Source organism: Priestia aryabhattai (assembly GCF_023715685.1).
Classification (GTDB): domain Bacteria; phylum Bacillota; class Bacilli; order Bacillales; family Bacillaceae_H; genus Priestia; species Priestia aryabhattai_B.
On record NZ_JAMBOQ010000003.1, the window covers coordinates 62855 to 87477 of the forward strand.

Here is a 24623-nt window from a genome sequence, read left to right on the forward strand (position 1 = left end):
CTTCTTTATTTTAACAAAAGTGGCAAATGATAAGTAGATTTATTTGAAGTATAAATTAAAAAAGCATGTAGAATACATGCTTTTTTAATTTGGGTAAATTTCTTTTATGCGTCCGACTTGTCCATCTGTTAAACGAACTTTGATGCCGTGTGGGTGAAAGCTTGAATTGGTCAGAATGTCTTTGACCGTTCCATGTGTAAGTTTTCCAGAACGCTGATCCGCTTTTAAAACAATGTCGACTTCAATTCCAGGGGCTACGTCTTTTCTATTTTGTCCGTTCATTATACACCTGTTCTCTTGCGCTGATTATTCGTTTTTTTTGTTTGTTGACTCGTCAGCTTTTTGGTTGCTTGATTCGTGCTGCTATTTTGAGCTTTACTTGAAGATTGATTTTTCTTATTAGCAAGCTGCTGTTTGATAGCATCTTGAAGACTAATTTTCTTTTTAAGTTGTTCTGTCATATGGGTTCCTCCTGAATACGTACATCGTCTGAAAAAACAAAGAAAGTAAGGGAATGAAAAAGCTGACTAGATAGTCAGCTTTTTTTAATTAGAAACAGTGACTTCTTCTACAGGCTGCATAAGTACAGCTTCTTTATCAGGATACGTTTTTTCAATATGATGTTCTCCCCAAGAGCATAATGAATCAAGAATGCTTTTTAAAGACCATCCGTAATCTGTTAAAGAATATTCTACTCGAGGCGGCATTTCATTGTACATTTTTCTAACAATGATGCCGTCTGCTTCAAGTTCACGAAGCTGCTGCGTTAATACTTTTTGTGTAACGCGCGGCATAATTCTTTTTAATTCTCCAGGGCGCTTTGTCCCTTTGATTAAGTGGCAAAGAATAACGACTTTCCACTTGCCTCCAATGACTTCTAGTGCCGCTTCCACTGGAATATTATATTTTTTCACGTTAACAACTCTCCTTGTTCTAGAGATAACGGTCAAATGCATGTTTTCGCATTTTTTCTGATGTTTATCATATCACTATAGAGCAAAATTTTCTAGGTGTAAGCATTTTTTTAGAATACCCAATAGTTCATGACTTTAGTATTTACGCTTATTGTAACCTCCAGGTACCTATATCACTTGAAAGTGCGTACTTTTTCTTTGGTTTTACATCGCTCATAATAGCAATTGTTGATGGCGAATTAGCGAATATATGAATGGTACCTAAGCTAATCAGCTGTAAGAGAAGTTATTATAACGAATAGGAGGCGTTAAGAAGTGAACACACTTTCACAAACGCAACAAAGTAAAAAAAGCGGTGCTTTACCGTTATTAGCGCTAGCTATTAGCGCCTTTGGAATCGGGACAACAGAGTTTGTTCCAGTAGGTTTATTATCATCGCTTGCAGATGATTTAAATATTTCCATTACACTAGCAGGGTTATTAATTTCAGGATACGCAATGGGAGTTGCATTTGGAGCTCCCGTATTAACGGCTTTAACAAGTAAAATGAGTAGAAAATCATTGTTAATGCTATTAATGGTTATTTTTATCGTAGGAAACTCAGTAGCAGCTTTATCAACAAGCTTTGGGCTGCTGCTTATAGCACGAATTATTACTGCATTTTCACACGGGATTTTCTTTTCCATCGGTGCGACTATCGCTGCTGATTTGGTGCCGGAAGATAAGCGAGCAAGTGCCATTGCTTTAATGTTTACAGGTTTGACAGTTGCAACTGTTACAGGTGTTCCGCTTGGTACATTTATCGGACAAGCTTTCGGTTGGAGAGCAACATTTTGGGGAGTAGCTTTACTTGGGATTATTGCCATTATTGCAAGTGCTCTTTTAGTGCCTAAAAACTTAAAAGAAGCGCCGCCAGCAAAGTTTAGTGATCAATTGAAAATTTTAAAAAACGGGCCGCTTTTACTATCGTTTGCTATTACCGCTTTAGGATATGGCGGAACGTTTGTATCTTATACGTATTTAGCGCCTATTCTTGAAAAGTTAACAGGATACGCACCAAGCGCGGTTAGTATCTTGCTACTGGTATACGGTGTAGCGGTAGCCATCGGAAATACGATCGGAGGAAAAGCTGCTAATAAAAACCCATTAAAAGCATTATTTTGGATGTTTTTAATTCAAGCAGTTATTTTAATTATTTTATCGTTTACTGCATCTTTTAAAGTAGCGGGAACAATCACGATTTTTGCCATGGGCTTATTGGCATTTATGAACGTACCTGGACTGCAAGTGCTGGTCGTGAACTTAGCTGAAAAGTATGTCCCTTCAGCAGTAAACGTAGCATCTGCGCTTAATATTGCTGCATTTAACGTTGGAATTGCCATTGGTTCTTTTGTAGGCGGCCTGATTGTTGATTCGATTGGTCTTGTTCATACTCCTTGGATTGGAGGAGTAATGGTTCTAGGAGCGGTCTTATTAACCGCATGGAGTCGCTTAATAGAAGCAAAAGCAAAATGAAACTAAGAGATCATCGCTTTTTGCGATGATCTCTTAGTTATAAAAGGAGAGGAAGCAAATGACTACATTTCAACATCATAAGGCGTATCGTCGTATGTACAAGGAGCATGAGTTAACGTTAGGTTTGCATATGCCACTTGAAAATTATCAGTATGCCACACCTACCATGGACAAACAAGTAGAGCTAACGCAGCTTGCAGAACAATATGGATTTACAAGCTTATGGTTTCGTGATGTCCTGCTTCAAGATCCATCATTTGGCGATCCAGCAACAGGTCAAGTTTATGATATGCTTATTTATCTGACTTATCTTGCCAGTCAAACAAAAGAAATTGCTCTTAGCACATCTGCTATCGTGCTGTCTTTGCGCCATCCGCTTCGCATAGCTAAAGAAATGGCAACCATTGATCAGCTTTTTCCTGAGCGTTTGATTATGGGCGTATCTTCTGGAGACCGTCAAGCAGATTTTCGAGGATTAGGTATTCCTCATGAAGAAAGAGGAAAGCGATTTGCAGAGGCTTTTCATTATTTAGAAGAAGCGTTAAATAAAGAATTTCCATCTATCCAGTCCGCTTTGGGATCCATTCAAGGAGCAAATGTTGTTCCTAAGCCAACGAAACGTATTCCAACAATGATTACGGGATATAGTCAGCAGAAGATGGAGTGGTTTGCACAGTATGGAGACGGCTGGATGTACTATCCTCGTCATCCGCATTTTCAAGCAGAAGCCATTAAACAATGGAGAGAACTTGTTGAAATCTATCATTCAGGCGTTTTTAAACCTTTTACACAACCTATGCATCTAGATTTAGCGGAAGATCCAAATGAAATGCCAACGCCAATTCGTTTAGGATTTCGAGCAGGGCGTAATACATTAACTGAGCTTCTTTCTATTTATAAAGAAATAGGAGTTAATCATCTGTTTTTTGCTCTTTTTGATAGTAAGCGTCCGGCTGAAGAAGTCATACATGAGCTTGGTGAAGAAGTGCTTCCTCATTTTCCGTCTCATATGTAGCAAAAAGAGGCTGGGACCAAAGTATTTTAGTTGAAGGAAGATCCGAACGATGAATCGAGATTCTTAATGGAGAATCCAACTCGTTCGGATTTTTTCATTGATATGGGAACGTAGGTTTCATATATGTAGTAGTTGCTTCTAGCGGTTGATTGGAAGGCAAAGCGAAGTCTTGCACGGAAATCAACAGCCGTGTAACAAGCGATCCATACCAGCTCATTTATCCAACTTGTTCGTCTTTAGATTGGATTGATGTAGTTATGTCTCAATCTCTTTTTATATAGATTTCAAGTTATAGGATATATAAGAAATATGTATTAGAGTTATTGATCCTATGTTCTTTATAATAAAATTATCCATTATCTCCTTGGATGATATAAAGTCGAAAGGAGAAACATGATGAGTGTTGCATTTCTATTTCCAGGACAAGGCGCACAATATGCTGGTATGCTTCATGATATAAAAAATAAATGGGGGTTAGTGACTACGTTTGAAGAAGCAAGTGAGGCTTTAAATCAAGACGTATTATCGTTGGATTCGTCAGAAAAATTAAAATATAATAAAAATGTTCAGATATGTCTTTTTATTGCAGGGGTGGCTACGGCTAGGTCGTTTAAAAACAAAGGATACTCACCAGACGTGGTAGGAGGGCATTCAATAGGAGCGTTTGGAGCAGCGGTTACATCTGAAGTGTTATCTTTTAAAGAAGCTCTTCTTCTTGTGAAAAAAAGAGGGGAACTGATGGAAAATGCTTATCCTGATGGTTATGGTATGGGGGTTGTAATGGGAATGCGTGAACATCAGCTTCTCTCTCTTGTACATGAAATATCAACTGATGCAGCTCCTGTTTACGTAGCGAATCCAAATGCTCTTGATCAAATAACGATTTCTGGCACCGTAAAAGCAATTGAGAAAGTTCTTGAAAAAGCATCTAAAAAAGGGGCTAGAAAAACTAAAATGCTTCATGTAACGGTGCCTTCTCACTGTCCTCTTATGGAAGGAGTTTCGAGTGAGTTACGAAAAATAATAACTGAAGTGAAAGGAAAGGACCCGGTCGTTCCTTTTATAGGCAATTGTAAAGCTCGGAAATTATGGAAAGCTGCTGATGTTAAGGAAGATCTGGTAGCGAGTGTTGCTCTGCCCGTTCGCTGGCATGATGCTACGGAAGTTATGTATGAAATGGGTACAAGATTATATATTGAAATGGCTCCAGGAAGAGTACTAACGGATTTGACTGCTAAGAGCTTTCCAGAAGCAAGGGCTATTTCCGCAGCCGAATCTTCCATGAAGTCTGCGTTAATTTTAATGGGAAAAGAAAAAATGTAAGCGCCTTAATTTAGAAGTATAAGAAAGGAGCTAGAACATGAGTGGCATAAAAAAACCTTCAAAATCATGGACAACTCGCCGAGATCAAAAAGCAGCTCGTCTTGTGCAAATAGGTCATATTCTTAAAGGAAAGTTATTGAGTAATGAACACATTATCGAAGCGTTAGAATTGCTTATATCACCTGGAGATAAAGTAGTGCTTGAAGGAGACAATCAAAAGCAAGCATCTTTTTTATCAAAGGCTTTAAACGAGGTAAGCGCTGATAAAGTAAACGGTCTTCATATGATTATGTCTAGTATTTCACGTCCGGAACATCTCGACATATTCGAGAAAGGAGTTGCTGAAAAAATTGATTTTTCGTATGCCGGTGCTCAAAGCCTTCGCGTATCTCAAATGATTGAAGATGGCACGTTGAAAATGGGGGGAATTCATACATATCTAGAGCTTTACGGACGTCTTTTCATTGATTTAATTCCCAATATTGCATTAGTGGCTGCCGACAAAGCGGATGCACAAGGTAACTTATATACAGGAGCAAATACGGAAGAAACACCGACCATTATCGAAGCAACAGCATTTAAAGATGGAATCGTCATTGTGCAGGTAAATGAACTTGTCGAAGAACTTCCGCGAGTTGATATTCCGGCTTCTTGGATTGATTGTATCGTCGTGGCGGATCAACCTTATCAATTGGAAGCTTTATTTACGCGAGACCCTCGTCATATTACAGAGCTCCAAATTTTAATGGCTATGATGACGATTCGGGGTATTTATGAACGCCACAACGTACAATCATTAAATCATGGCATTGGCTTTAATACAGCTGCTATCGAGCTTTTGTTGCCTACTTATGGAGAAAAGTTAGGATTGAAAGGTAAGATATGCAAGCACTGGGCCCTGAACCCTCATCCTACGTTGATCCCAGCAATTGAAAGCGGATGGATCGAGAGCGTGCATTGCTTTGGCGGAGAAGTAGGAATGGAACAATACACAGCGGCGCGTCCAGATGTGTTTTTTACGGGACGTGACGGCAGCCTGCGTTCAAACCGTGCGATGTGTCAAGTGGCTGGTCAATATGCGGTAGATGCTTTTGTGGGATCAACTTTACAAATAGATGGAGAAGGAAATTCTTCTACCGTCACATCTGGACGTCTGTCAGGCTTTGGAGGGGCGCCCAATATGGGGCACGACCCTAGAGGCCGCCGGCATTCTACGCCTGCTTGGTTGGATATGATGAACGAGCAGCACGAATTAGCAAGAGGCAGAAAGCTAGTTGTTCAAATGGTTGAAACCTTTCAATCAGGAAATGAGCCTGTTTTTGTTGAATCTTTGGATGCGATAAATGTAGCTAAGCAAGCAAACTTAGCTACTGCTCCTGTCATGATTTACGGGGATGATGTGACACATGTTGTGACGGAAGAAGGAATTGCTTATTTATATAAAGCACAAAGCTTGGAAGAAAGAAAAGCAGCGCTTGAAGCAGTAGCGGGGGTAACGCCTATAGGGTTACGACACAACCAAAATAAAGTGGAAAAGATGCGCAGAGATGGCTTAGTGGCTTTTCCTGAAGACTTACAGATTCGCCGTACAGAAGCAAAACGTTCATTATTGGCGGCGAGAAGTGTAGAAGATTTAGTAGAATGGTCAGATGGCTTGTATAATCCTCCTGCTAAATTTAGGAGCTGGTAAGGAATATGCGTATTCAGAGTATTCAAGAAGAGCCAAAACCAGCTGTGTTTTATTCATGTCTAATAGCTAAAATGGCAGTTACCGCTCTGGTTGATGAGGCGGTACTTACACCTAAGCCTGGGCTTGTAGATGCAGCAACAACTGGATCTCATCAAGATATGAATATTGAGACGCTGTTAACCTCTGCTTATGCTTTACAACCGACCTTTTCACAGATTGCATTATATAGTCAAGGAAAGCAGCCAAGTCAGATGCTAAGGGAAGAAATTGCTCGAATTGGACGCGAGGGCGAACAAATTATGTACGCGGCTACGGATGGTGTTAATACACACAAAGGAGCCATTTGGGCATTAGGTCTACTTGCTTCTGCAACAGCGGTTTGCGGCATTCAAGCATCACCTGTATCCATCACAGAAGCTGCAGGACAAATTGCTCGTTATGCAGATCGTTTTTGTCCTCTGCATTCATCTAATGGACTTCGTGTGAAAAAACAGTATGGCATAAAAGGGGCGGTTGGAGAGGCGAAGCAAGGATTTCCCCACGTGATTCATATAGGCTTGCCTGCTTTACATAAGGCTCGCAAGCTAGGCATACATGAAACATCAGCGCGGATTGATACTTTAGTAACACTAATGGCCAATCTTGATGATACGTGTATTTTGCATCGTGCTGGTCCGGTTATGTTGGAGGAGGTTAAAATGGCGGCATCCAATGTGTTAGAAGTTGGAGGGGTATCTACATCAATGGGAAAACAGCGGCTAGAAGCGTTAGATAATATTCTTCTATCATCTAACGCTTCTCCAGGTGGGAGTGCAGATTTGCTGGCTGCTGTATTATTTTTAGATCGAATATCTCTTTTTAAAGAATCGTAAACGTCTGCAGGGAGGAGTGGCTAATGGAAACGTTAGTGTTTAAATACAAAGCCGATCGAAAGTTAACTCAGCGCGCACATGTAGGCGTTGTTGGTTCAGGGGATTTAGAAATTTTAATGGTTCCTTCTGATGAAGAACATGCTCACGTATCAGTACGAACAGGAAGTGAAGGGTTTAGTGAAACCTGGAAAGCCGTATTAGACAGGTTCTTTAGTGTTCATACGATTCAAGCGAAGATTGTAATTAATGATTTCGGTGCTACGCCTGGTGTAGTCGCCTTGCGTCTTGCACAGGCTTTGGAGGTGAGTGAAAATGGGAGTGAATAATCAAAGCTTTATTGGGTTAAATGGAAGAGAACGAGCGCAGGCAATCTTAGATCAAGGCACATACCGTGAGCTGCTCGGCCCTTTTGACGGGATTGAATCGCCTCATTTACCTAAGCAAAATATTGTTCCTCAAAGCGATGATGGTGTCATTATAGCAGGTGGGCTGATAGCAGGGGAGCCAGCCGTTGTCATTTCAATAGAAGGAGGGTTTCAAGGGGGAGGCATTGGTGAAGTATCGGGAGCTAAAATTGCAGGAGCTTTAGAATTAGCCCTTAATAATCACAAAAAAGGTGTTCCTGTTAGACCTGTTTTTCTATTCGATACAGGAGGGGTAAGGCTGCAAGAAGCGAATTATGGACTTTTGTCGATATCTGAAATTGGCTCAGCTGTGGTTGCTTTGCGTGAGTATACACCTGTTGTCGGAGTCATTTCAGGAAATGTAGGCTGCTTTGGAGGAATGTCCATCACTGCTTCACTCTTTAGTTATCTCATTATGACAAAAGAAGCAAGGTTTGGCCTTAACGGCCCTGAAGTGATCGAACAAGAAGCAGGGATTGAAGAGTTTGATGCAAGAGATCGAAGCTTAATCTGGAGAACGATTGGCGGTATTCAACGCCATGAAACAGGTTTTGCAGACGCCTTAGCACCGGATGATGTCACTGCTATTCAACGAGCAGTTCAAGAGACGTTTCAGAAGAAAGAAAAAGTAACTAGTAAAACAGAACAAGTAGATTTTTACAGACATTTGCTTAGTAAGGTTGATCCTTCAGAAAAAATGGCTCCTTATCAATTTCAAGAATTGTATAAAGCAACAAAAAATGAACATATCTCTTCAACAGTCTCTTACTCGTTGAATGAAGTTCCAGGTAGTATGCCTAACAGCCGCGGTCGCGTGTGGATCAACGCTTTAATAAATGATGAAGAAGCAGATTTTGAAATTCCTTCCGTTCTTTATAAAGACGCATTGCTAGGAAGAGAAAAGGTCCGATATATATCGGTTGTACCTAATCCTTATAATCGTTTCTTACGTGCACGAAAAGGGGAAGTAGGACTAGATGAAGGATGGGCAATTGCCAAGCACGTTCGTGAAGTAATAAAAGAAGATCGAAATCAATCTCCGCGCCCTATAATTGCCATTGTGGATGTACCGAGTCAAGCGTATGGCTATCATGAAGAACTTCTAGGTATTCACTATGCTTGTGGTGCTGCGGCTGATGCTTATGCAGCAGCGCGCTTAGCAGGTCATCCAGTTATTACATTAATTGTCGGAAAAGCAATTTCAGGAGCATTTTTGGCTCATGGATACCAATCAAATCGGATATTGGCTTTGAAAGACGAAGGAGTGAATGTTCACGCCATGTCCAAACAGTCGGCAGCGCGTATTACCAAAAGAAGTATCAAAGAACTTGAAGAAGCTTCAAAGAAAGTTCCTTCCATGGCCTATGATATTGAATCATTTGCCTCACTTGGCGCTTTATATGAGCTGATTAGCGGTATTCAACCAGAGCAGCCCACAGAGCGCGACGTTCAAACGATTCAAGATATTTTGACTAGAGCAGTAGAAGATGTACGCCGTGAAGGTGTGTACGATTTAAGCAGCCGGCTGCACAGTGAGCAAGCAAGAAAAGCAGGGCGAAAAGCTTCTTTATTAGTAAGAGGTGAGTTGGAAAAACAATGGAATATATAGCTCATGATTTGCTTCAGTTAAAAGAGGAAGCAAAGCTTATCAGTTATACACCTATTCCCGAGTGGGTGGAATATTCATTAGCGAAGGCTCCGTTTGTAGTTGTAAGGCGTGCTGTTCACCGAGATAGACGGATACCTGTTGGAGTAAGAGGAGAACGAAGAAATCAGCGTTTTGGTGCTTTTTTATCTGAGGAGGCCATTATACAAACAATTAGGCCGGAAAATCTCATTTCACTTTTTCAAAACGGCCAGTCCAGAAACATGCCAGCTATACGCGCTTTAGAAGAGGTGGCTATTATTTTTAAAAATTTTGCGTGGGGACCAACCGGCAGTGTAGGGTTCGAGCTTGCAAGCGGTGAAGAAGTTGTAACGACAACCAGTGATTTAGATGTACTCATTCGCCTTTCTTCTTATTTGTCGGTGAAACAAGCGGAAATGATAGTCAGTAAGCTAAAGAGGTGCCCAGTTTCTGTAGATGTACAGGTAGAAACAGAAAAAGGAGCATTTTCTCTAGCGGAATATGCAAAGGGAGAAGAGACGCTGCTTTTGCGTACCATATATGGACCTGCTTTAGTAAAACTGAATCAATTAGTATAAAAGACGGAAAGAGGGACCTGCACCTTTTCCGTCTTTTCTGTCAATACCAGCTTTTTTCTTGGCTTAACAAACGCTTTGCTTCCAAAAAGAATATTTGAATAAACTTTTTTGTGTTAATGCGAATCGGCAAAATTTTAGAATCTCCCTGCAATTCTTTCATTTTTTTACGAACGGCTGTAAAGTCAAAAAACTTAGAAGCATAATTTTCAAACTTTGGATTTGAAAAATCTGTTAATCCAATAGAAGCAAAGTGATTTAGTGAGTGAGTAACTGCTCGTCTTATTCGCTGTTCACAAGCCTTGGTTTCGCGATTAATTTCAATGGAAGACGCGTGAGCTCCTAATTTTTTCTCAGCGACATTCACAAAAATATTTTTTAGAGAAGGGAAATGTTTTTCCACACTTTCTCTTTGGTCATAAGTGTACAGAAACTGTAAAATATCCAGTAAATCTTTTGCTCCATTTTCTCCTACAATACCTAACTCGGCTAATAAGAATTTCCCTACATCGTATAGATGGGCTTGTTTCGTTATCGGCTGGCTTGAAGGGGGGGCGTGATGGGCTGTCGCTAAACTATTCAAGGAGGTTTTAATATCATCGATTGATTTCTCAAGGGAGATTCGTTCAATTACCTTTCGAATAACCGTTAAAATTTCAATTCGATTAATTGGTTTTGTAATATAGTATTCAATTCCTAATGAATAGGCTTCTCCTATCAATTCTTTGGACTCTACCTGTGAAATCATAATCATTTTTCCTTTAAATGAATCTTTTAAATGACGGATCGTTTCGATTCCGTCTCGTCCTGGCATAAGTAAATCAATAAATAAGATATCAATTTGCTTTAAATTTAACGTAGAGGCATCTAAAAAGCTTCCGTCTACGACTTCTTCTACAACTTCTCCTAAATCCTCATCTTCAATCAGCTGACTGAGCGTTGAACGAATGGCTGAATCATCATCTGTAATACAAAATCGCATAAACTCATCCTTTCTGAATTAGACTACAAAGAGGTATTTGAATGATAAAAATCATCCCGTTATCTCCACGTTTAGCTTCAATCGTACCTCCAAGTTCTTGAACAATATCCCTTACGTAAGAAAGGCCAATTCCAGTAGAGGGGTTTCCAAATTGATCGTATTTTGAGGTGAAACCAGGTTCGAAAATAGCTTTTTCGTACTTCAAAGGCACGCCAGGACCATCGTCTTGTACATGAAATTCTACATGTTCAGCTTGTCTATGTACGGATAAAACAATCCTTCCCTCATCTTTAATCGCCTCCACTGCGTTTGCTACCAAGTTATTAATGATCGATAAAATGGTGTAAACGTGGTAGCTGAAATGTTCTCCGGTTACAGAGGAAAAAAAGCGAATTTGTTTGTGAAGAGAATCAGCATATTTTTTGTTGATGCGTACGATCAGCTCGATTAGTTCCTCTGCTTTCATATAATTTTGGAAACTTTCATTTGAAATTGTTTTAGATAAGCCCGCAAAAATACGCTGGTTATCTTTTTTTACTTCGTGAATATCTCCGGCAATCCGAAGCGCCTTTTTACTGAGCGTTTGATTTAGCAAAGAATGATCTTTTTCCTGCTGATTTAATACACGATATAAATCGTACGAAGCTTTTGTAATCACTTCTGTATTATGAAGGGTCTTTTTTAAATGAACAGTTTCTTCATAAAGGCTTGTAATGAGCATTAGCATGTGCTCATTTTGTTTGCGAATTTGACGTTCTCGTGACTGTGATTCATAAATCGTCATCATATTAAAAAAGCTAAGTACAATGAAGCTGTGAGCAAAAGCAATAATGGCCATGTCGGATAATGAATCGACATGAATTGTTGTATGCAAAACGATATACTGCGCAGTTAGTTCGACTGTATCAGCAGCTATTTCAATGATGAGTCCAATCAATCCAATCACAATAGCACTATAGTTCATGCGGCTTACTTTAAAAATAAAAAATAAAAGTGCATACGTAAAGTAAAAGAAAAACGTAGGGTAATGCATATGTGCAGAAACCGCAAATTGAAAATGATCGAGCATGATATAGTCTAGCATGATGCGAAAGAGAACGACGCTTAAAGCGGTTAACAAGCCGCCAGCTAAAACGGTTTTCCGTTTTAAAAGCAACAGGAAAAAGAAAAATGTAGGGGTTCCAAATGTAATTCGAAATGTTTCATTTAACGGATAAAATTTTAACTCTCCCGCCAGCGGGACAGTAATGAGCATGAGCAATAAAATGTACGGATCTTTTCGGATGAAAGATTTAAAATTCAGATAATTACACCTCCTGAAGTGATTCGTGAATTAGTATACATTGTGACAGCGTCCAGCACAATGGAGAAGAGTGCCAAAGATAAAAATATAATTTCAAAAAGTTTTGTAGGTTTTTGTATGCTCTCGTAGGTTGCATTGTACATTAAAAACGAAAATGAAATCGCACTTTATGAAAGCGCTTTAAAATAAAGAACAATTAAGTGATGAGGTGATTTTAATGAAAAGAGAAATAGAACAGGAAATGTCTTACTTACAGCTCACTGCAAAAGATCGGTTACATGAGTGGGTGCAACAAATAAAAGAATTTTCTTCAGAAGGAAAAACGGCTGATTACATCCCAGCTCTGAAAGATATGGACTCGTCTCAATTAGGTATTTGTTTGATTGGTGCTGACGGAACAGTTATCCAGTCTGGGGATTATGAATCGGTATTTACTCTTCAAAGTATTTCTAAAGTCATTAGCTTTATAGCAGCTTGCTTATGCTGCGGCATTCCTTATGTACTAGAGAGAGTGGATGTAGAGCCAACTGGAGATGCATTTAATTCTATTATAAGACTGGAAATGCATAAACCAGGAAAGCCGTTCAATCCTATGATTAACGCCGGTGCTTTAACGGTTTCATCTCTTTTATCTGGGGAGACGGCAAAAGAAAAATTAAGCTATTTGTTTGATGTGATAACGATGCTTACCGGGAAAACACCACTCATTAATGAAACGGTCTTTGAATCGGAATGGCAAACGTCTCATCGAAATCGTGCGCTTGCCTACTATTTAAAAGAAACAAACTACTTACAAGGAGAAGTAGAAGAAGTTCTAGAGGTTTATTTAAAGCAGTGCTCAATTGAAGTAACGACTGAAGATATTGCGCTGATCGGATTAATTCTGTCATTAGACGGATATCATCCAGTGTTTCACAAACAAGTAATTCCAAAAGAAGTAGCTAAATTAACAAAAGCGCTCATGCTTACGTGCGGTATGTATAATGCCTCAGGAAAGTTTGCGGCATTTGTTGGTATGCCAGCTAAAAGCGGTGTATCGGGAGGTATCATGTCATTGGTGCCACCTACTACGAAAAAGCAGTCTCCGTTCCCAGACGGATGCGGTATCGGAATTTACAGTCCGGCCATTGATGAGTACGGGAATAGCGTAAAAGGCGTTACGCTGCTAAAAAAAATCGCAAAAGAATGGGATTTGAGTATTTTTTAGTCTATTTACGTACTCTTCATTCGCTTCAATAATATAAACACCAAGAGAAAAAACTTTCATGTTTTGCATTTGTTCTACCAAATTTTTTAATGAGGTGATAGGCATGCAACAAGCAATCGAAAGTGTAATTAGTGTCATCAATGATTTTTTTTGGTCAAATTTATTAATTATTTTACTTGTATCAATCGGTATTTATTTTACGATTCGCTCTCGTTTTTTGCAGTTTCGCATGTTGAAAGAAATGGTACTTGTTTTGAAAGAAGGACGAGCAGCTAAAGATGGGGGAGTCTCTCCGTTTCAAGCTTTTTGCATAAGCATGGCAGCTCGAGTAGGAACGGGAAATATTACCGGTATAGCGATTGCTATTGCACTCGGTGGCCCGGGGGCTGTATTTTGGATGTGGATTATTGCCATTATCGGTTCAGTATCAAGTTTTGTAGAAAGTACATTGGCTCAAATTTATAAAGTAAAAGGATCAAGCGGATTTCGAGGAGGACCCGCTTATTATATGGAAAAAGGGTTAAATAAAAGGTGGATGGGCGGGTTATTTGCTGTACTCATTACACTATCATTTGGCCTGGTGTTTAACGCTGTGCAGTCTAATACGATTACGCTAGCATTTGAGAACTCTTTCGGAACGAGCCGCTTGTTGATTGGGATTATTATGACAGTTATATTTGCGGTAATTATTTTTGGCGGGATCAAACGCATCGCCAAGATATCGGAATACATCGTTGTCGTATTAGCCGTTTTATACATTGGAATGGCTCTGTTCATTATCTTTAAAAATATTGGTCAAATGCCTGCGGTTCTATCTCTAATTGTGAAAAATGCATTTGGGTTTGAACAGGCGCTTGGGGGATCAATTGGTGCAACGTTAATCAACGGAGTAAAGCGCGGACTGTTTTCCAATGAAGCAGGAATGGGAAGTGCTCCCAACGCCGCGGCAACTGCAGTGACGAGTCATCCAGTTAAACAAGGTCTTATCCAAGCATTTGGTGTCTTGACGGACACACTCGTGATTTGTACAAGCACAGCATTTATAGTTCTCTTATCCCCCGCCTATAAGCAGGGACTAAGCGGCATTGAATTAACGCAAGCTTCTCTTAGTACACATATTGGTTCTTGGGCATCAGGGTTTTTAGCTATCATGGTATTTCTATTTGCTTTTAGTACGTTAATTGGAAATTATTATTATGGAGAAACGAATATTGAATTTTTAAATTCAAATAAGATGTGGCTTTGGTTTTATCGTGTAGGTGTTTTAGCGATGGTTATTTTTGGGTCGGTCGCTCAGCTTCAGCTTGTATGGAATTTGGCAGACTTATTTATGGGGATGATGGTAGTCGTGAACTTGATTGCTATTTTTCTATTATCCAAAGTGGCGTTTTCTGCCTTGCATGACTATACTCAGCAGAAAAAGGAAGGGGAAAATCCAGTCTTTTATAGAGATGCGTTAGAAAACAATCAAAATATTGAATGTTGGGAAAGAAAATCCACTCCACCTCCTTCTGAAAAAGAGAATATTATCTAAAAAAAGTTCAGCCAATTGGCTGAACTTTTTTTATGCGTTTTTCTTTAATTCAGTTTGCGGAGTGCCTTTAGAAAATAATGTTTCTTTCACGCCATTTGTTGCTGCTTTGGTTTTTGCAGCAAAGATTGGATTTAAAATAACAACTACGAGTAAGTTAGATAATAATCCCCAGAACCCTTCATAAAGGCCAAATGAATTTCCTGTTGCATGGACGGTAAACGTTACAACCAACCCTACTACTAATCCAGCAATCGTACTTTCTTTCGATTGATTTCTCCAAAACAGGCTGATGACGATAGCAGGGAAGATTTGTACCATACCAGATACCCCTAGTAACTGTAGGGAAACAAGTGCTTGAGGGAATAATAAACCGAATAAAAGTGCCAGTCCGATAACAACGAAAACCATAGAACGAGTAACCATTGTTAATGTTTTACCCTGTACATTTGGATTAATTAAATCTCTAAATATATTATTTGCAAACAAGTTAGACGCTCCGATAGCCATGATAGAACATGGAATTAATGAAGCAAGAGCAATCGTTGCATAAGCTAACCCTTGGCCAATACCGCCATATGAATATTGAATTAAGGTTAATAATGCTAATCTAGGATCCGTTGTATCTTGAGGTAATACTTGATAAGCAATAAATCCTAAAAAGATGACTAGAATTAAAACAATATTGTAAAGCGGTAAGAAAATAGCATTTTTACGAAGCGAATCTGCACTTTTAGCAGTGAAAACACCTGTAGCAGCGTGGGCCCACATGAATAAAGCTAAAGCAGATACGAGTGATGCTGTAATAAACCATGGAATGCCTTTAGGTCCTTGTGTTGGGATCGTTAATAGCTGCGGTGCATCCTTTGCAACATTGTCGATCATGTTGCCCCAGCTTCCAAAATGCATAATTGGCAGAGAAACAACCATAAATAACATAATCGCCCATACTAAAATATCTTTAATAATTGCCGTATATGTGGGACCTTTAATTCCGCTGAAAAAGGTATAAAGAGCCACAAGAAAGAATGAAAGAATAACAACAGCTTTTACGTTAATGTAGCCAGTTCCTGCAACACGAAGAGTATCTTGAATACCGCTAAGCTGAAGATCAATATAGGGAATAAGCATCAATACACCTACTATGGCAATTAAAGAGGAGAGAAATTTACTACTAAAACGTTCTCTAGCATAATCAGCAAGCGTAGTAAGTTTGTGCTTTTTAGCAACAGTCCAAAGCTTTGGAAGAAAAAAGTATGAAATTAAAAAGGCTAAAACAGAGTAAGGAATGGCAAAAAATGCAATGCTTCCTCCCTGATAAGCTGTACTTGTAAGACCTAGGAATGTATAAGCAGTATATAAATCTGCTCCTACTAAAAGCCAGACGAGCAGGCTTCCAAAACGTCTTCCGCCTACAGCCCACTCTTCAACTGAGCTTCTAGATGATTTGTCACGTCCCGCTATAAAGCCAATCGCGATAACGACAAGAACAATTGCTGATGTGATTAAAAGTGCGGTTAAATTTCCTTGCATTATTCAATGTCCCCCCAAGATTTTTGTAAACGATAAATGATAAATGTACACACAGGCGTTAAGAAGACCCATAAAAATAACCATAAATGCAAAAGAGGTAATCCAAAAATAATTGGATGAATGTTATTTACAAAAGGTAAAAAAGCGAATTGAGCAATAAATGGAACGATAAATAAAATAAAAATTATGAATTTTCTGTTCAATTTTACTCCTCCTACTAAAATTTATCTAACAATGTTCACTATGATAGCAAGTCTGACATGGTAAAGCAATAAGTTTTTTGAAAATTTCGTTATAACCTATGAAAATTTTTTTAGAAAAACAAAAAAGAGCTTATGATGAGAGTATATTCGAAATGATTATGGAAGAAAAAAAGGGGATAATCTAAGCGAAGTTGCTCTTGAAGCAAAAAGAGAACGGAAAAGAAGAAATTTAGTTTTTGCAGAGAAGTTTTTGTTTCTTTGATGAGATAAAGTATATTGCTATTGCATCATAAGAAAAGAATTTGTATGTTCAAAAAGAGATTCATGGAAGGAATAAAACAGAGCAAATAAAAAAACTAGACAATAAGTGCTTGTCTAGTTCCACCACTCTGTCAATGGTCCTTTGTCGCCATAAACAGGATCTGTTGTAGGAATAGGTACTTGTGCAATTTCATCAAATACGTGAGGGCGATCAGTTTGTTTTCCTGTTCGTAAATTGTAATCCATGCCTTCTGGATAAGCTCCAACCACTTTAAAATCAGCAGTTGATTGGAGACGCATATGCCCTGTTCCTGCAGGAAGTACGAGCACATCGCCAGCATGCACCACAATATTTTCCCCCATATGTCCACCTAGTTTTAAGCGCGCAGATCCGCTAATTACACCTAGTGCTTCATGAGAATTGCTGTGGTAATGGTGAAAATCATGTATGCCGCCTACCCAGCTGTTTTTCCAGTTGTGAGAATTAAAAATGCTCTCCACTTTCTCTTTCTTACTAATAAATACGTGTTCATACAACAAAACTGGAAGACGAGGGTGATTTGGAATGGTTCCGTCGTCATCAAAATAAAGAACTTTTACATTTGCATAATTCATAAGCATCCCTCTAACAATCTTTTTTCGTAATTTTCCCTGTTTTTTGCTTGCGTAAACAGAGAAGTTTGCTCGAAGTACTTCATTAGTTGCGAAGTGCATGATATGTAGGTTTTAACGTTTTCAAAAAAAAGTCTCCCACTTCAAACGTCGCTAAGTGGTGGGCAGTTCACTTTAGTATCTTTTCTTCATATTGTATATAAGTAAAGGGCCTAGTGCAAGAATTCTATAGATATATAGCTGTTAATTCATGTTTTGTAAATAAGTAATATATATTAGTATAACTTATGAGAGGGAATTCGTTCGTGGAGTAAAAGAACCGAATAATAAGAAAGTTAGGATTTTGGATCATTTTTGTGATGTATAAAAGGTTTTTAGATATTGAATTCTTAATTTTACGAATAATTTATTATTTTTAGAAAATTAATGTAAGTATTTTTGTGTATTGAGTAATGGTGATCAATGTTATATACTAATAAAAAATATATTCCTATATGTGACTGGCGCAACATGGATGACCATGGGGGAGCATATAGCGTATAAGCCGCGCGCCTGGGCAAACACTTGAGAAAATTTCGCAAGTGTTTTTTTTATTTTCCTAGGGAAGAGGGGTAGATTTGGATGAGCAATATGCAAAGGAAGATGGGAACATTTGCATTAACCATGACAGGAATAGGTTCGATTATTGGTTCCGGATGGCTGTTTGGAGCATGGAAAGCAGCTCAAATTGCGGGACCCGCGGCTATTTTTTCATGGGTTATTGGAATGGTGGTTATCTTGACTATTGCCCTATCATATGCTGAACTGGGCGCGATGTTTCCACAAGCAGGGGGGATGGTTAAATACCCTCAGTATTCACACGGATCATTTATTGGGTTTTTGGCTGCTTGGGCTAACTGGATTTCAATAGCTTCAACGATAACAGTGGAAGCTATTGCATCTGTACAATATATGAGTACGTGGCCGTGGAAATGGGCTCGCTGGACTCATGAATTAGTAGACAATGGCATTTTAACGTCTAAGGGGTTGGCAGTTGCGTCTTTGTTATTATTCGTTTATTTTTTTGTGAACTATTGGACGGTAAATCTCTTTGCCAAAGCCAATTCATTTATTACGATTGTTAAATTAATTATTCCTGGTTTGACGGCAGGGGCTTTATTTTTTTCTGGTTTTCATAGCGGGAACTTTTCAAGTGAGCATGGGGTAGCACCTTACGGGTGGGCAAGTGTTTTAACTGCAGTGGCAACATCAGGTATTGTGTTTGCATTTAATGGGTTTCAAAGTCCAGTAAATATGGCAGGAGAAGCAAAATCACCTAATAAATCGATTCCGATAGCTGTAATTGGTTCAATTTTTATTGCTGGAATTGTATATATTATATTGCAAATAGTTTTTATCGGAGCAGTAAGTCCGTCGTCAATTGCTGATGGATGGAATCATTTGAATTTTAATTCTCCTTTTGCTGATTTAGCGATTGCGCTTGGAATTAACTGGCTGACAATTGTGTTATACGCAGACGCATTTGTTTCTCCTTCCGGCACAGGTGCTACATATACGGCAACTACTTCTAGAATGTTATACGGGATGCAACAAAATGGATATTTGCCAAAGATATTTGGTACTCTTCATCCACTTTACAATGTCCCGCGCCCAGCTATGTGGCTAAATTTAGCAGCCTGCTTTTTGTTTCTCTTTTTATTTAGAGGATGGGGTGTCTTAGCAGAAGTGATCTCAGTAGCGACGCTTATCTCTTATATTATGGGTCCTGTAGCGCTTATAACATTAAGAAAAACGGCTTCACACTTTTACCGTCCATTTTATTTAAAAGGAGCATCAATTATTGCGCCATGCGGCTTCGTTTTTGCTTCCTTGACGCTTTACTGGGCAAGGTGGCCTCTTACAGGTGAAGTGATCTTTATTATGGCAATTGGCCTGCCTGTTTATTTTTATTACCAAGCGAAAAATAAATGGGTGGGCTTTAAAAAAGAATTTTTAACCGGGGCTTGGATGCTTATCTATTTAGCGTGCATGATTTTTATTTCCTACATAGGAAGCGAAAAATTTGGAGGCAAAAATATTTTGCCTTTCGGATGGGATATGCTAGTGATTGCTTGCGTATCATTAGCTTTTTATTACTGGGGAATTAAAAGTGGCAAATCCAATCGATATATGAAGGAAGCTGAACAAATCAATCAAGAAAATTTTCAATCTAAATAAAAAAATACGAGCCGGTGCTCGTGTTTTTTTATTTATTTATATGAGTGGAGAATTTAGACTTGGTTTTTATCAAAATATTGTAAAAAATATAGATTTTAAGGTTTAAGGATTTACACAGAGGGAACCTTTATTTGGGGTAAAGTTCTAAAAAAACAAAATAAAGGGGATCAGGCAGCTGTGAAAAAAATGAATGTTTTGGCTTTGGTTTTTGTACTTATGCTAGTATTAGCGGCTTGTAACAGTTCTAAGGAAACGGGAGGATCCACTTCGGCTAAAAATAAGGTGATTGAAGCATCCATTGACAGCGCTTCTTATATTTTAGTAGATAGTGATGAAGGAGCTACAAGTGAAGAAAAAGGGCTATTGAAAGTTGATTTGAAAGTGAAAAATGTCTCCAAAAACAGGAGTGAACAGTCGTGAGCTTGGACTAGAAAGCAGTGCATCTGACAAGATTGGCGCTGGAAAGCAAAAAAATTTAACGTTTGTCTTTGAAGTCAAAAAAGATAAAAAATACAAAATTGGGCTTCAGCCAACATCATCTGATTATGATGAAGAAATTGACGAAGTAACATTAACGCTGAATACGAAGAAATACGCGAAAAGCTATAATAAGCTGCAAGACCCAGCAAAAGCTCTGCAAGCTTATACAGAAGTTCTTTACTTAAACAAAGAAAATGTAGACTATGATAAATATGTAACAGCAGACAAAACAGCTGTCATAGAAGAACAGAAAAAAGCGTTTAACGAGGAATTAAAAGGTGCGTTTTCTAACAGTTTAACCGACAAAGCAAAAAAAGATTTTTTTAACATGTATAAAGATGTTTTAAAAGAAAAAGCAAGCGTGAAGACAAAGGTGATTGCGAATGCAAATAATAAAGCCGTAGTAGAAGTGGAGTACACTACCGTTAATTTATCAGACTTATATTCATACGTATCGCAGCTTAAGCGAGCATACACAGATGAAACGAAAGATTACGATACAGAACACTCTGAAGAGTTTGCGGCTTCTAAATTCAAAGATATTGTAAATGAATTAGAGACGAAAGAAGGAAGTCGTCCCTTACGAATTTTTATGGTGAAAGAAGATGGAAAATGGACTGTGAAGTCAAGTGACCTATACAGTGATTCTTTAGGTGAAACGTTTGGATCAAGCTATATTCGATAAACAAAAAAGAGAAGAATTTTTCTTCTCTTTTTTGTTTTCTGTAAATAAATCAACGAGTTTTTTGTAAAGCTAAATTTATCAAAATATGCTAGTATAGGTTCATTCATTCTTTTATTCTTATTATGATAGGCATCAATGGAGGTTCTTACTAATGAAAGCAAATTATTGTAAAGATACAAAGGCCGTTCGAACGAGCCGCATTTTCCCTAATGATATTAATAATCACAATACGTTATTTGGCGGAAAGTTAATGAGTGATATTGATATGATTGCGTCCATTTCAGCTTATCGTCACAGTCGTACAGAGTGTGTTACAGCTTCAGCAGACTCCATTCACTTTCTGCATCCTATTACGCCTCAGGATTCTGTATGTTTGGAGTCATATGTATCATGGACAGGTCGTTCATCCATGGAAGTGTTTGTGAAGGTGATTAAAGAAAATTTAAAAACCGGAGAGCGTCAAATTGCAGCCACATCATTTTTAACTTTTGTGGCAATGGATGATGATGGAAAGCCCCGCGCAGTACCGGAGCTTATTCCAGAAACAGAAGAAGAAAAATACCTTTTTCAAACGGGGGCAGATCGCGCTGCCACACGTAAACAAGTGCGTAAAAAAAGTAACGAACTAGCCTCGGTATTGGATTTAGGACAACCTTGGTAACATAAAAAGACTGCAGTGCAAAGCACTGCAGTCTTTTTATGTTTGATGAAATCTCCTCTCCTGAGCGAGAGGAGGAAATAAAATCATATGAAATTTATTTTCGTTCATGGTAATATGGATTTAATATAATTTTCTAAAAAGTTTAAAAAGTAAAATATTTACAAAGAAAGGTGTCGTGTCTAATGGTAACAGTAGAAGCAGCGGAAAGACAAAACAGCAGCACTGCCCTGCGCCGTGATGTAAAGTTTCTCGGTCAATTGTTAGGGAAAGTTCTGGTTCACCAAGGTGGAGAAGAACTGCTCAACAAAGTAGAAAAAATACGTGAAGTGGCAAAATCACTTAGAGAAAATAAGGATGAAGCCATCTATAAAGAAATAAAAAATGAAATCGTTACTCTTGAACAGCCGATGCGCGAGCAGGTTATTCGGGCGTTTGCTGTTTATTTTCATTTAGTTAATATTGCAGAGCAAAATCATCGAATTCGTCGCAGACGCGAATATCAGCAGCAAGAAGATTCCATTATGCAGCCGGGTTCATTGGAAAGTGCCGTTGTTTCGCTTAAAAATAATGGCGTGGCGCCAGATGTAATTGCTAACTTGCTTCAAACTTTATCCCTGGAGCTCATCATCACTGCTCATCCAACAGAAGCCACTAGACGAAGTGTTCTTGATATTCATAAACGAATGGCTGAGCTTCTGAAAAACTTAGATAATCCAACGTTAACAAAACGTGAACGTACGGAAATTGAAGAAAGACTGTTTAGCGAAGTGTTGATTTTATGGCAAACAAATGAACTGCGAGATCGCAAGCCAACCGTAATGGATGAAGTATCCAATGGATTATATTATTTTGATGAAACGTTATTTGAAGTACTTCCTCAAATTCATCAGGAATTGGAAAATTCATTGCAGGAGAATTACCCGGAAGAAAATTGGAAGGTGCCTAATATTCTTCGATTTGGTTCATGGATTGGCGGAGACCGAGATGGAAATCCAAACGTAACTCCTAAAGTAACATGGCAAACGCTTGTCAAACAAAGAAAGTTAGCTATTCGTAAATATAAAGAGTCGCTTACTCAATTGAGACAAAGATTAAGTCAATCTACAAAAAGAGTCGCAGTTTCAGATAACCTTATTGATTCTATTAATCAAGAAATATCGTTATTACCTGAGAAAAAGCGATGGAGAATCAAACACGAAGTATATCGCTGCAAGCTTACGATTATGCTTCATAAATTAAATTTAGTTGGAGAATCGGAAGCAGGTTATCAAAGGTCTGAAGAACTTTTACATGATTTGTTTCTAATCAAAGATAGCTTGCAAAAGCACCAGCCTCAAGATTATCAGTTGAAAAGTTTGTGTAAATTAATTCGCCAAGTTGAGCTGTTTGGGTTTCATTTAGCAACGCTTGATATCCGTAATCACAGCGGGGAACACGAAGCGGCAATCAAAGAAATTTTCCATGCTGTTTCTTTAGCTGAAGATTATTCAGCGTTAACAGAAGAGAAAAAAGTTGAACTACTAGGGAAAGTTCTTCAAGACCCAAGACCTGTGGTATCGTTTGTAGAGAATTACTCTAAAGAAACGCAGCAAGTAATTGAAGTATTTAACATGATACATCGAGCACATAAAGAATTTGGAGAAAGATCTATTGAAGTCTACTTAATCAGTATGACGCAGTCTGCAAGTGATTTGTTAGAAGTCATGGTGCTCGCCAAAGAAGCGGGGATTTATCGTCTTCATGCAGATGGCCGTATTGAAAGCAAGTTAAATATAGCTCCGCTGCTTGAAACAATTGATGATCTCACAGCAGGTCCTGAAATTATGGAACAGCTATTTCAATTAGATTTTTATCGAGAGCACTTAAGGAAACAGCAGGATTTGCAGGAAATTATGCTTGGCTACTCAGATGGAAGTAAAGACGGAGGAACACTTACTGCTAATTGGAAGCTCTACAAAGCGCAGCAGGAAATTCACGATATGGCAAGGAAGTATCAAGTTCGTCTGAAGTTTTTCCATGGCCGAGGCGGCTCACTAGGCCGAGGAGGTGGACCGTTAAACCGAAGTATTTTATCTCAGCCTGTTGAGACGCTAGGAGACGGCGTTAAAATTACAGAGCAAGGAGAAGTTCTTTCTTCTAGATACTCTTTATATGACATTGCTTACCGAAGCCTTGAACAAGCGGTCTCAGCTCTTCTTACAGCGGCAGCAAATGTTTCTCAAGAAGCTGAACAATGTGATATTCGTACACATGAATGGGAAGAAACAATGGACGAGATTTCAACTGCTTCTTTACGTAAGTATCAAGAGCTTGTTTTCAAAGATCCAGACTTTTTAACGTACTTTAAACAAGCTACACCTCTTCCTGAGCTGGGGGCTCTAAATATTGGGTCACGTCCAATGAGTCGAAAAGGAAGTGATCGCTTTGAAGATTTGCGAGCGATTCCGTGGGTATTTGCATGGACGCAAAGCAGACAGCTGCTTCCAGCCTGGTATGCTGCAGGTACTGGCTTACAGCATTTGGTGGAGAAATCCGGAGATATACAGCTTCTTCAGCAAATGTATAAAGAATGGCCATTTTTCCGCTCGACAGTCGATAATCTGCAAATGGCCTTAACAAAAGCAGATTTAATGGCAGCAAAAGAATATACGGAAATGGTACAAGATCCGGTTATTTCAGAGCGAATTTTTACCGCCATTAAAAAAGAGTATAATCTCACGAAAGAAATGATTCTTCAAATCACGGGTCAAAAAGAATTAATGGATCATCTTCCTACGATTAAAGAATCTATTAAATTACGAAATCCGTATGTGGACCCTCTAACATTCTTACAAGTTAAGGTCATTTCCAAGCTGCGTGAAGATGAAGCTGGAACGTTAAATGAAGAACTTTTAAAAGAAGCGTTATTAACGATTAATGGCATTGCAGCAGGGTTACGTAACACAGGTTGATGGATACCAAAAGACACCTCAAGAAAACAAAGGAGGTGTCTTTTGTTTATTCTTCTCACATA

23 protein-coding genes and 1 riboswitch are annotated in these 24623 nt (G+C 38.7%); of the genes, 15 read left to right on the plus strand and 8 right to left on the minus strand.

All coding sequences use genetic code 11. The features are described from left to right. Nucleotides 1–84 precede the first annotated feature (84 nt). The 3 genes from M3225_RS13480 to M3225_RS13490 form a co-directional block, all read right to left on the minus strand. Nucleotides 85–282: a YwbE family protein gene (locus tag M3225_RS13480; protein ID WP_013055498.1), complete on the minus strand. Its 198-nt coding sequence runs from the start codon at nt 280–282 to the stop codon at nt 85–87. After that, complete coding sequence (locus M3225_RS13485) at nt 282–461, minus strand: hypothetical protein (RefSeq protein ID WP_013055499.1); 180 nt, start codon at nt 459–461, stop codon at nt 282–284. The genes M3225_RS13480 and M3225_RS13485 overlap by 1 nt, the downstream gene beginning before the upstream one ends. Nucleotides 462–545: 84 nt before the next feature. Then, a complete protein-coding gene (locus tag M3225_RS13490) occupies nt 546–914 on the minus strand; it encodes a winged helix-turn-helix transcriptional regulator (protein ID WP_013055500.1) in 369 nt (122 codons plus the stop codon). A gap of 315 nt (nt 915–1229) precedes the next feature. On the opposite strand from M3225_RS13490, the gene M3225_RS13495 reads away from it, so the two are divergent. The 8 genes from M3225_RS13495 to M3225_RS13530 all read left to right on the plus strand — a co-directional run bounded on the left by M3225_RS13495 (nt 1230) and on the right by M3225_RS13530 (nt 9938). After that, the gene (locus M3225_RS13495; RefSeq protein WP_251394523.1) at nt 1230–2429 is read left to right on the plus strand and encodes an MFS transporter; all 1200 of its coding nucleotides are present in this window, start codon (nt 1230–1232) and stop codon (nt 2427–2429) included. A gap of 58 nt (nt 2430–2487) precedes the next feature. Further along, nucleotides 2488–3444 (plus strand): LLM class oxidoreductase, encoded by a 957-nt coding sequence (locus M3225_RS13500; protein WP_251394525.1) that lies wholly within the window; start codon nt 2488–2490, stop codon nt 3442–3444. A gap of 396 nt (nt 3445–3840) precedes the next feature. Continuing rightward, the gene (locus M3225_RS13505; protein WP_251394527.1) at nt 3841–4767 is read left to right on the plus strand and encodes an ACP S-malonyltransferase; all 927 of its coding nucleotides are present in this window, start codon (nt 3841–3843) and stop codon (nt 4765–4767) included. A 37-nt stretch (nt 4768–4804) separates the two neighbouring features. Next, complete coding sequence (mdcA, locus tag M3225_RS13510; protein WP_251394529.1) at nt 4805–6457, plus strand: malonate decarboxylase subunit alpha; 1653 nt, start codon at nt 4805–4807, stop codon at nt 6455–6457. A 5-nt stretch (nt 6458–6462) separates the two neighbouring features. After that, nucleotides 6463–7329 carry a triphosphoribosyl-dephospho-CoA synthase gene (locus tag M3225_RS13515; protein WP_251394530.1) on the plus strand — a complete coding sequence of 289 codons (867 nt, stop codon included), beginning with the start codon at nt 6463–6465 and terminating at the stop codon, nt 7327–7329. Nucleotides 7330–7352: 23 nt separating this feature from the next. Continuing rightward, entirely contained in the window at nt 7353–7655 is a 303-nt protein-coding gene (locus tag M3225_RS13520) for a malonate decarboxylase subunit delta (protein ID WP_013055506.1), read from the plus strand. Beyond that, a complete protein-coding gene (gene mdcD, locus M3225_RS13525; protein ID WP_251394532.1) occupies nt 7642–9342 on the plus strand; it encodes a biotin-independent malonate decarboxylase subunit beta in 1701 nt (566 codons plus the stop codon). Before M3225_RS13520 ends, mdcD begins: the two co-directional genes overlap by 14 nt. After that, on the plus strand, nt 9330–9938 hold the full coding sequence (locus tag M3225_RS13530) for a malonate decarboxylase holo-ACP synthase (RefSeq protein ID WP_251394534.1): 609 nt from the start codon (nt 9330–9332) through the stop codon (nt 9936–9938). Before mdcD ends, M3225_RS13530 begins: the two co-directional genes overlap by 13 nt. 40 nt (nt 9939–9978) lie before the next feature. Here the strand turns inward: M3225_RS13530 and M3225_RS13535 are convergent, their stop codons facing one another. Beyond that, nucleotides 9979–10917 carry a response regulator gene (locus M3225_RS13535; protein ID WP_028412292.1) on the minus strand — a complete coding sequence of 313 codons (939 nt, stop codon included), beginning with the start codon at nt 10915–10917 and terminating at the stop codon, nt 9979–9981. Nucleotides 10918–10921: 4 nt separating this feature from the next. After that, nucleotides 10922–12172: an ATP-binding protein gene (locus tag M3225_RS13540; RefSeq protein WP_251396074.1), complete on the minus strand. Its 1251-nt coding sequence runs from the start codon at nt 12170–12172 to the stop codon at nt 10922–10924. A 265-nt stretch (nt 12173–12437) separates the two neighbouring features. Between M3225_RS13540 and M3225_RS13545 the strand changes: the two genes are divergently transcribed. Both M3225_RS13545 and M3225_RS13550 read left to right on the plus strand, forming a co-directional pair. Further along, entirely contained in the window at nt 12438–13427 is a 990-nt protein-coding gene (locus M3225_RS13545) for a glutaminase (protein WP_251394537.1), read from the plus strand. A gap of 103 nt (nt 13428–13530) precedes the next feature. Beyond that, a complete protein-coding gene (locus tag M3225_RS13550) occupies nt 13531–14961 on the plus strand; it encodes an alanine/glycine:cation symporter family protein (RefSeq protein ID WP_251394539.1) in 1431 nt (476 codons plus the stop codon). Between the two features lie 30 nt (nt 14962–14991). Here the strand turns inward: M3225_RS13550 and M3225_RS13555 are convergent, their stop codons facing one another. The 3 genes from M3225_RS13555 to M3225_RS13565 all read right to left on the minus strand — a co-directional run bounded on the left by M3225_RS13555 (nt 14992) and on the right by M3225_RS13565 (nt 17669). After that, nucleotides 14992–16491: a sodium:solute symporter family protein gene (locus tag M3225_RS13555; RefSeq protein WP_251394541.1), complete on the minus strand. Its 1500-nt coding sequence runs from the start codon at nt 16489–16491 to the stop codon at nt 14992–14994. Continuing rightward, nucleotides 16491–16694, minus strand: a complete 204-nt coding sequence (locus tag M3225_RS13560; protein WP_251394543.1) for a DUF3311 domain-containing protein — start codon at nt 16692–16694, stop codon at nt 16491–16493. Before M3225_RS13560 ends, M3225_RS13555 begins: the two co-directional genes overlap by 1 nt. Nucleotides 16695–17069: 375 nt before the next feature. Next, nucleotides 17070–17669, minus strand: a complete 600-nt coding sequence (locus M3225_RS13565) for a cupin domain-containing protein (RefSeq protein WP_081085187.1) — start codon at nt 17667–17669, stop codon at nt 17070–17072. A 384-nt stretch (nt 17670–18053) separates the two neighbouring features. Continuing rightward, nucleotides 18054–18132, plus strand: a riboswitch (ZMP/ZTP riboswitch). Between the two features lie 56 nt (nt 18133–18188). Here M3225_RS13565 and M3225_RS13570 point away from each other — a divergent pair. From M3225_RS13570 to ppc, 5 genes are all read left to right on the plus strand, one after another. Continuing rightward, nucleotides 18189–19784 (plus strand): APC family permease, encoded by a 1596-nt coding sequence (locus tag M3225_RS13570; protein WP_251394545.1) that lies wholly within the window; start codon nt 18189–18191, stop codon nt 19782–19784. A 177-nt stretch (nt 19785–19961) separates the two neighbouring features. After that, nucleotides 19962–20204: a hypothetical protein gene (locus M3225_RS13575; protein ID WP_251394547.1), complete on the plus strand. Its 243-nt coding sequence runs from the start codon at nt 19962–19964 to the stop codon at nt 20202–20204. Further along, nucleotides 20173–20949, plus strand: coding sequence for a DUF5105 domain-containing protein (locus tag M3225_RS13580; protein ID WP_251394549.1), 777 nt, complete (start codon nt 20173–20175; stop codon nt 20947–20949). The genes M3225_RS13575 and M3225_RS13580 overlap by 32 nt, the downstream gene beginning before the upstream one ends. Before the next feature lie 151 nt (nt 20950–21100). Then, entirely contained in the window at nt 21101–21610 is a 510-nt protein-coding gene (locus M3225_RS13585; protein WP_013055518.1) for an acyl-CoA thioesterase, read from the plus strand. Nucleotides 21611–21792: 182 nt separating this feature from the next. Then, nucleotides 21793–24561 carry a phosphoenolpyruvate carboxylase gene (ppc, locus tag M3225_RS13590; protein ID WP_251394551.1) on the plus strand — a complete coding sequence of 923 codons (2769 nt, stop codon included), beginning with the start codon at nt 21793–21795 and terminating at the stop codon, nt 24559–24561. The last annotated feature ends 62 nt before the right edge of the window (nt 24562–24623 follow it).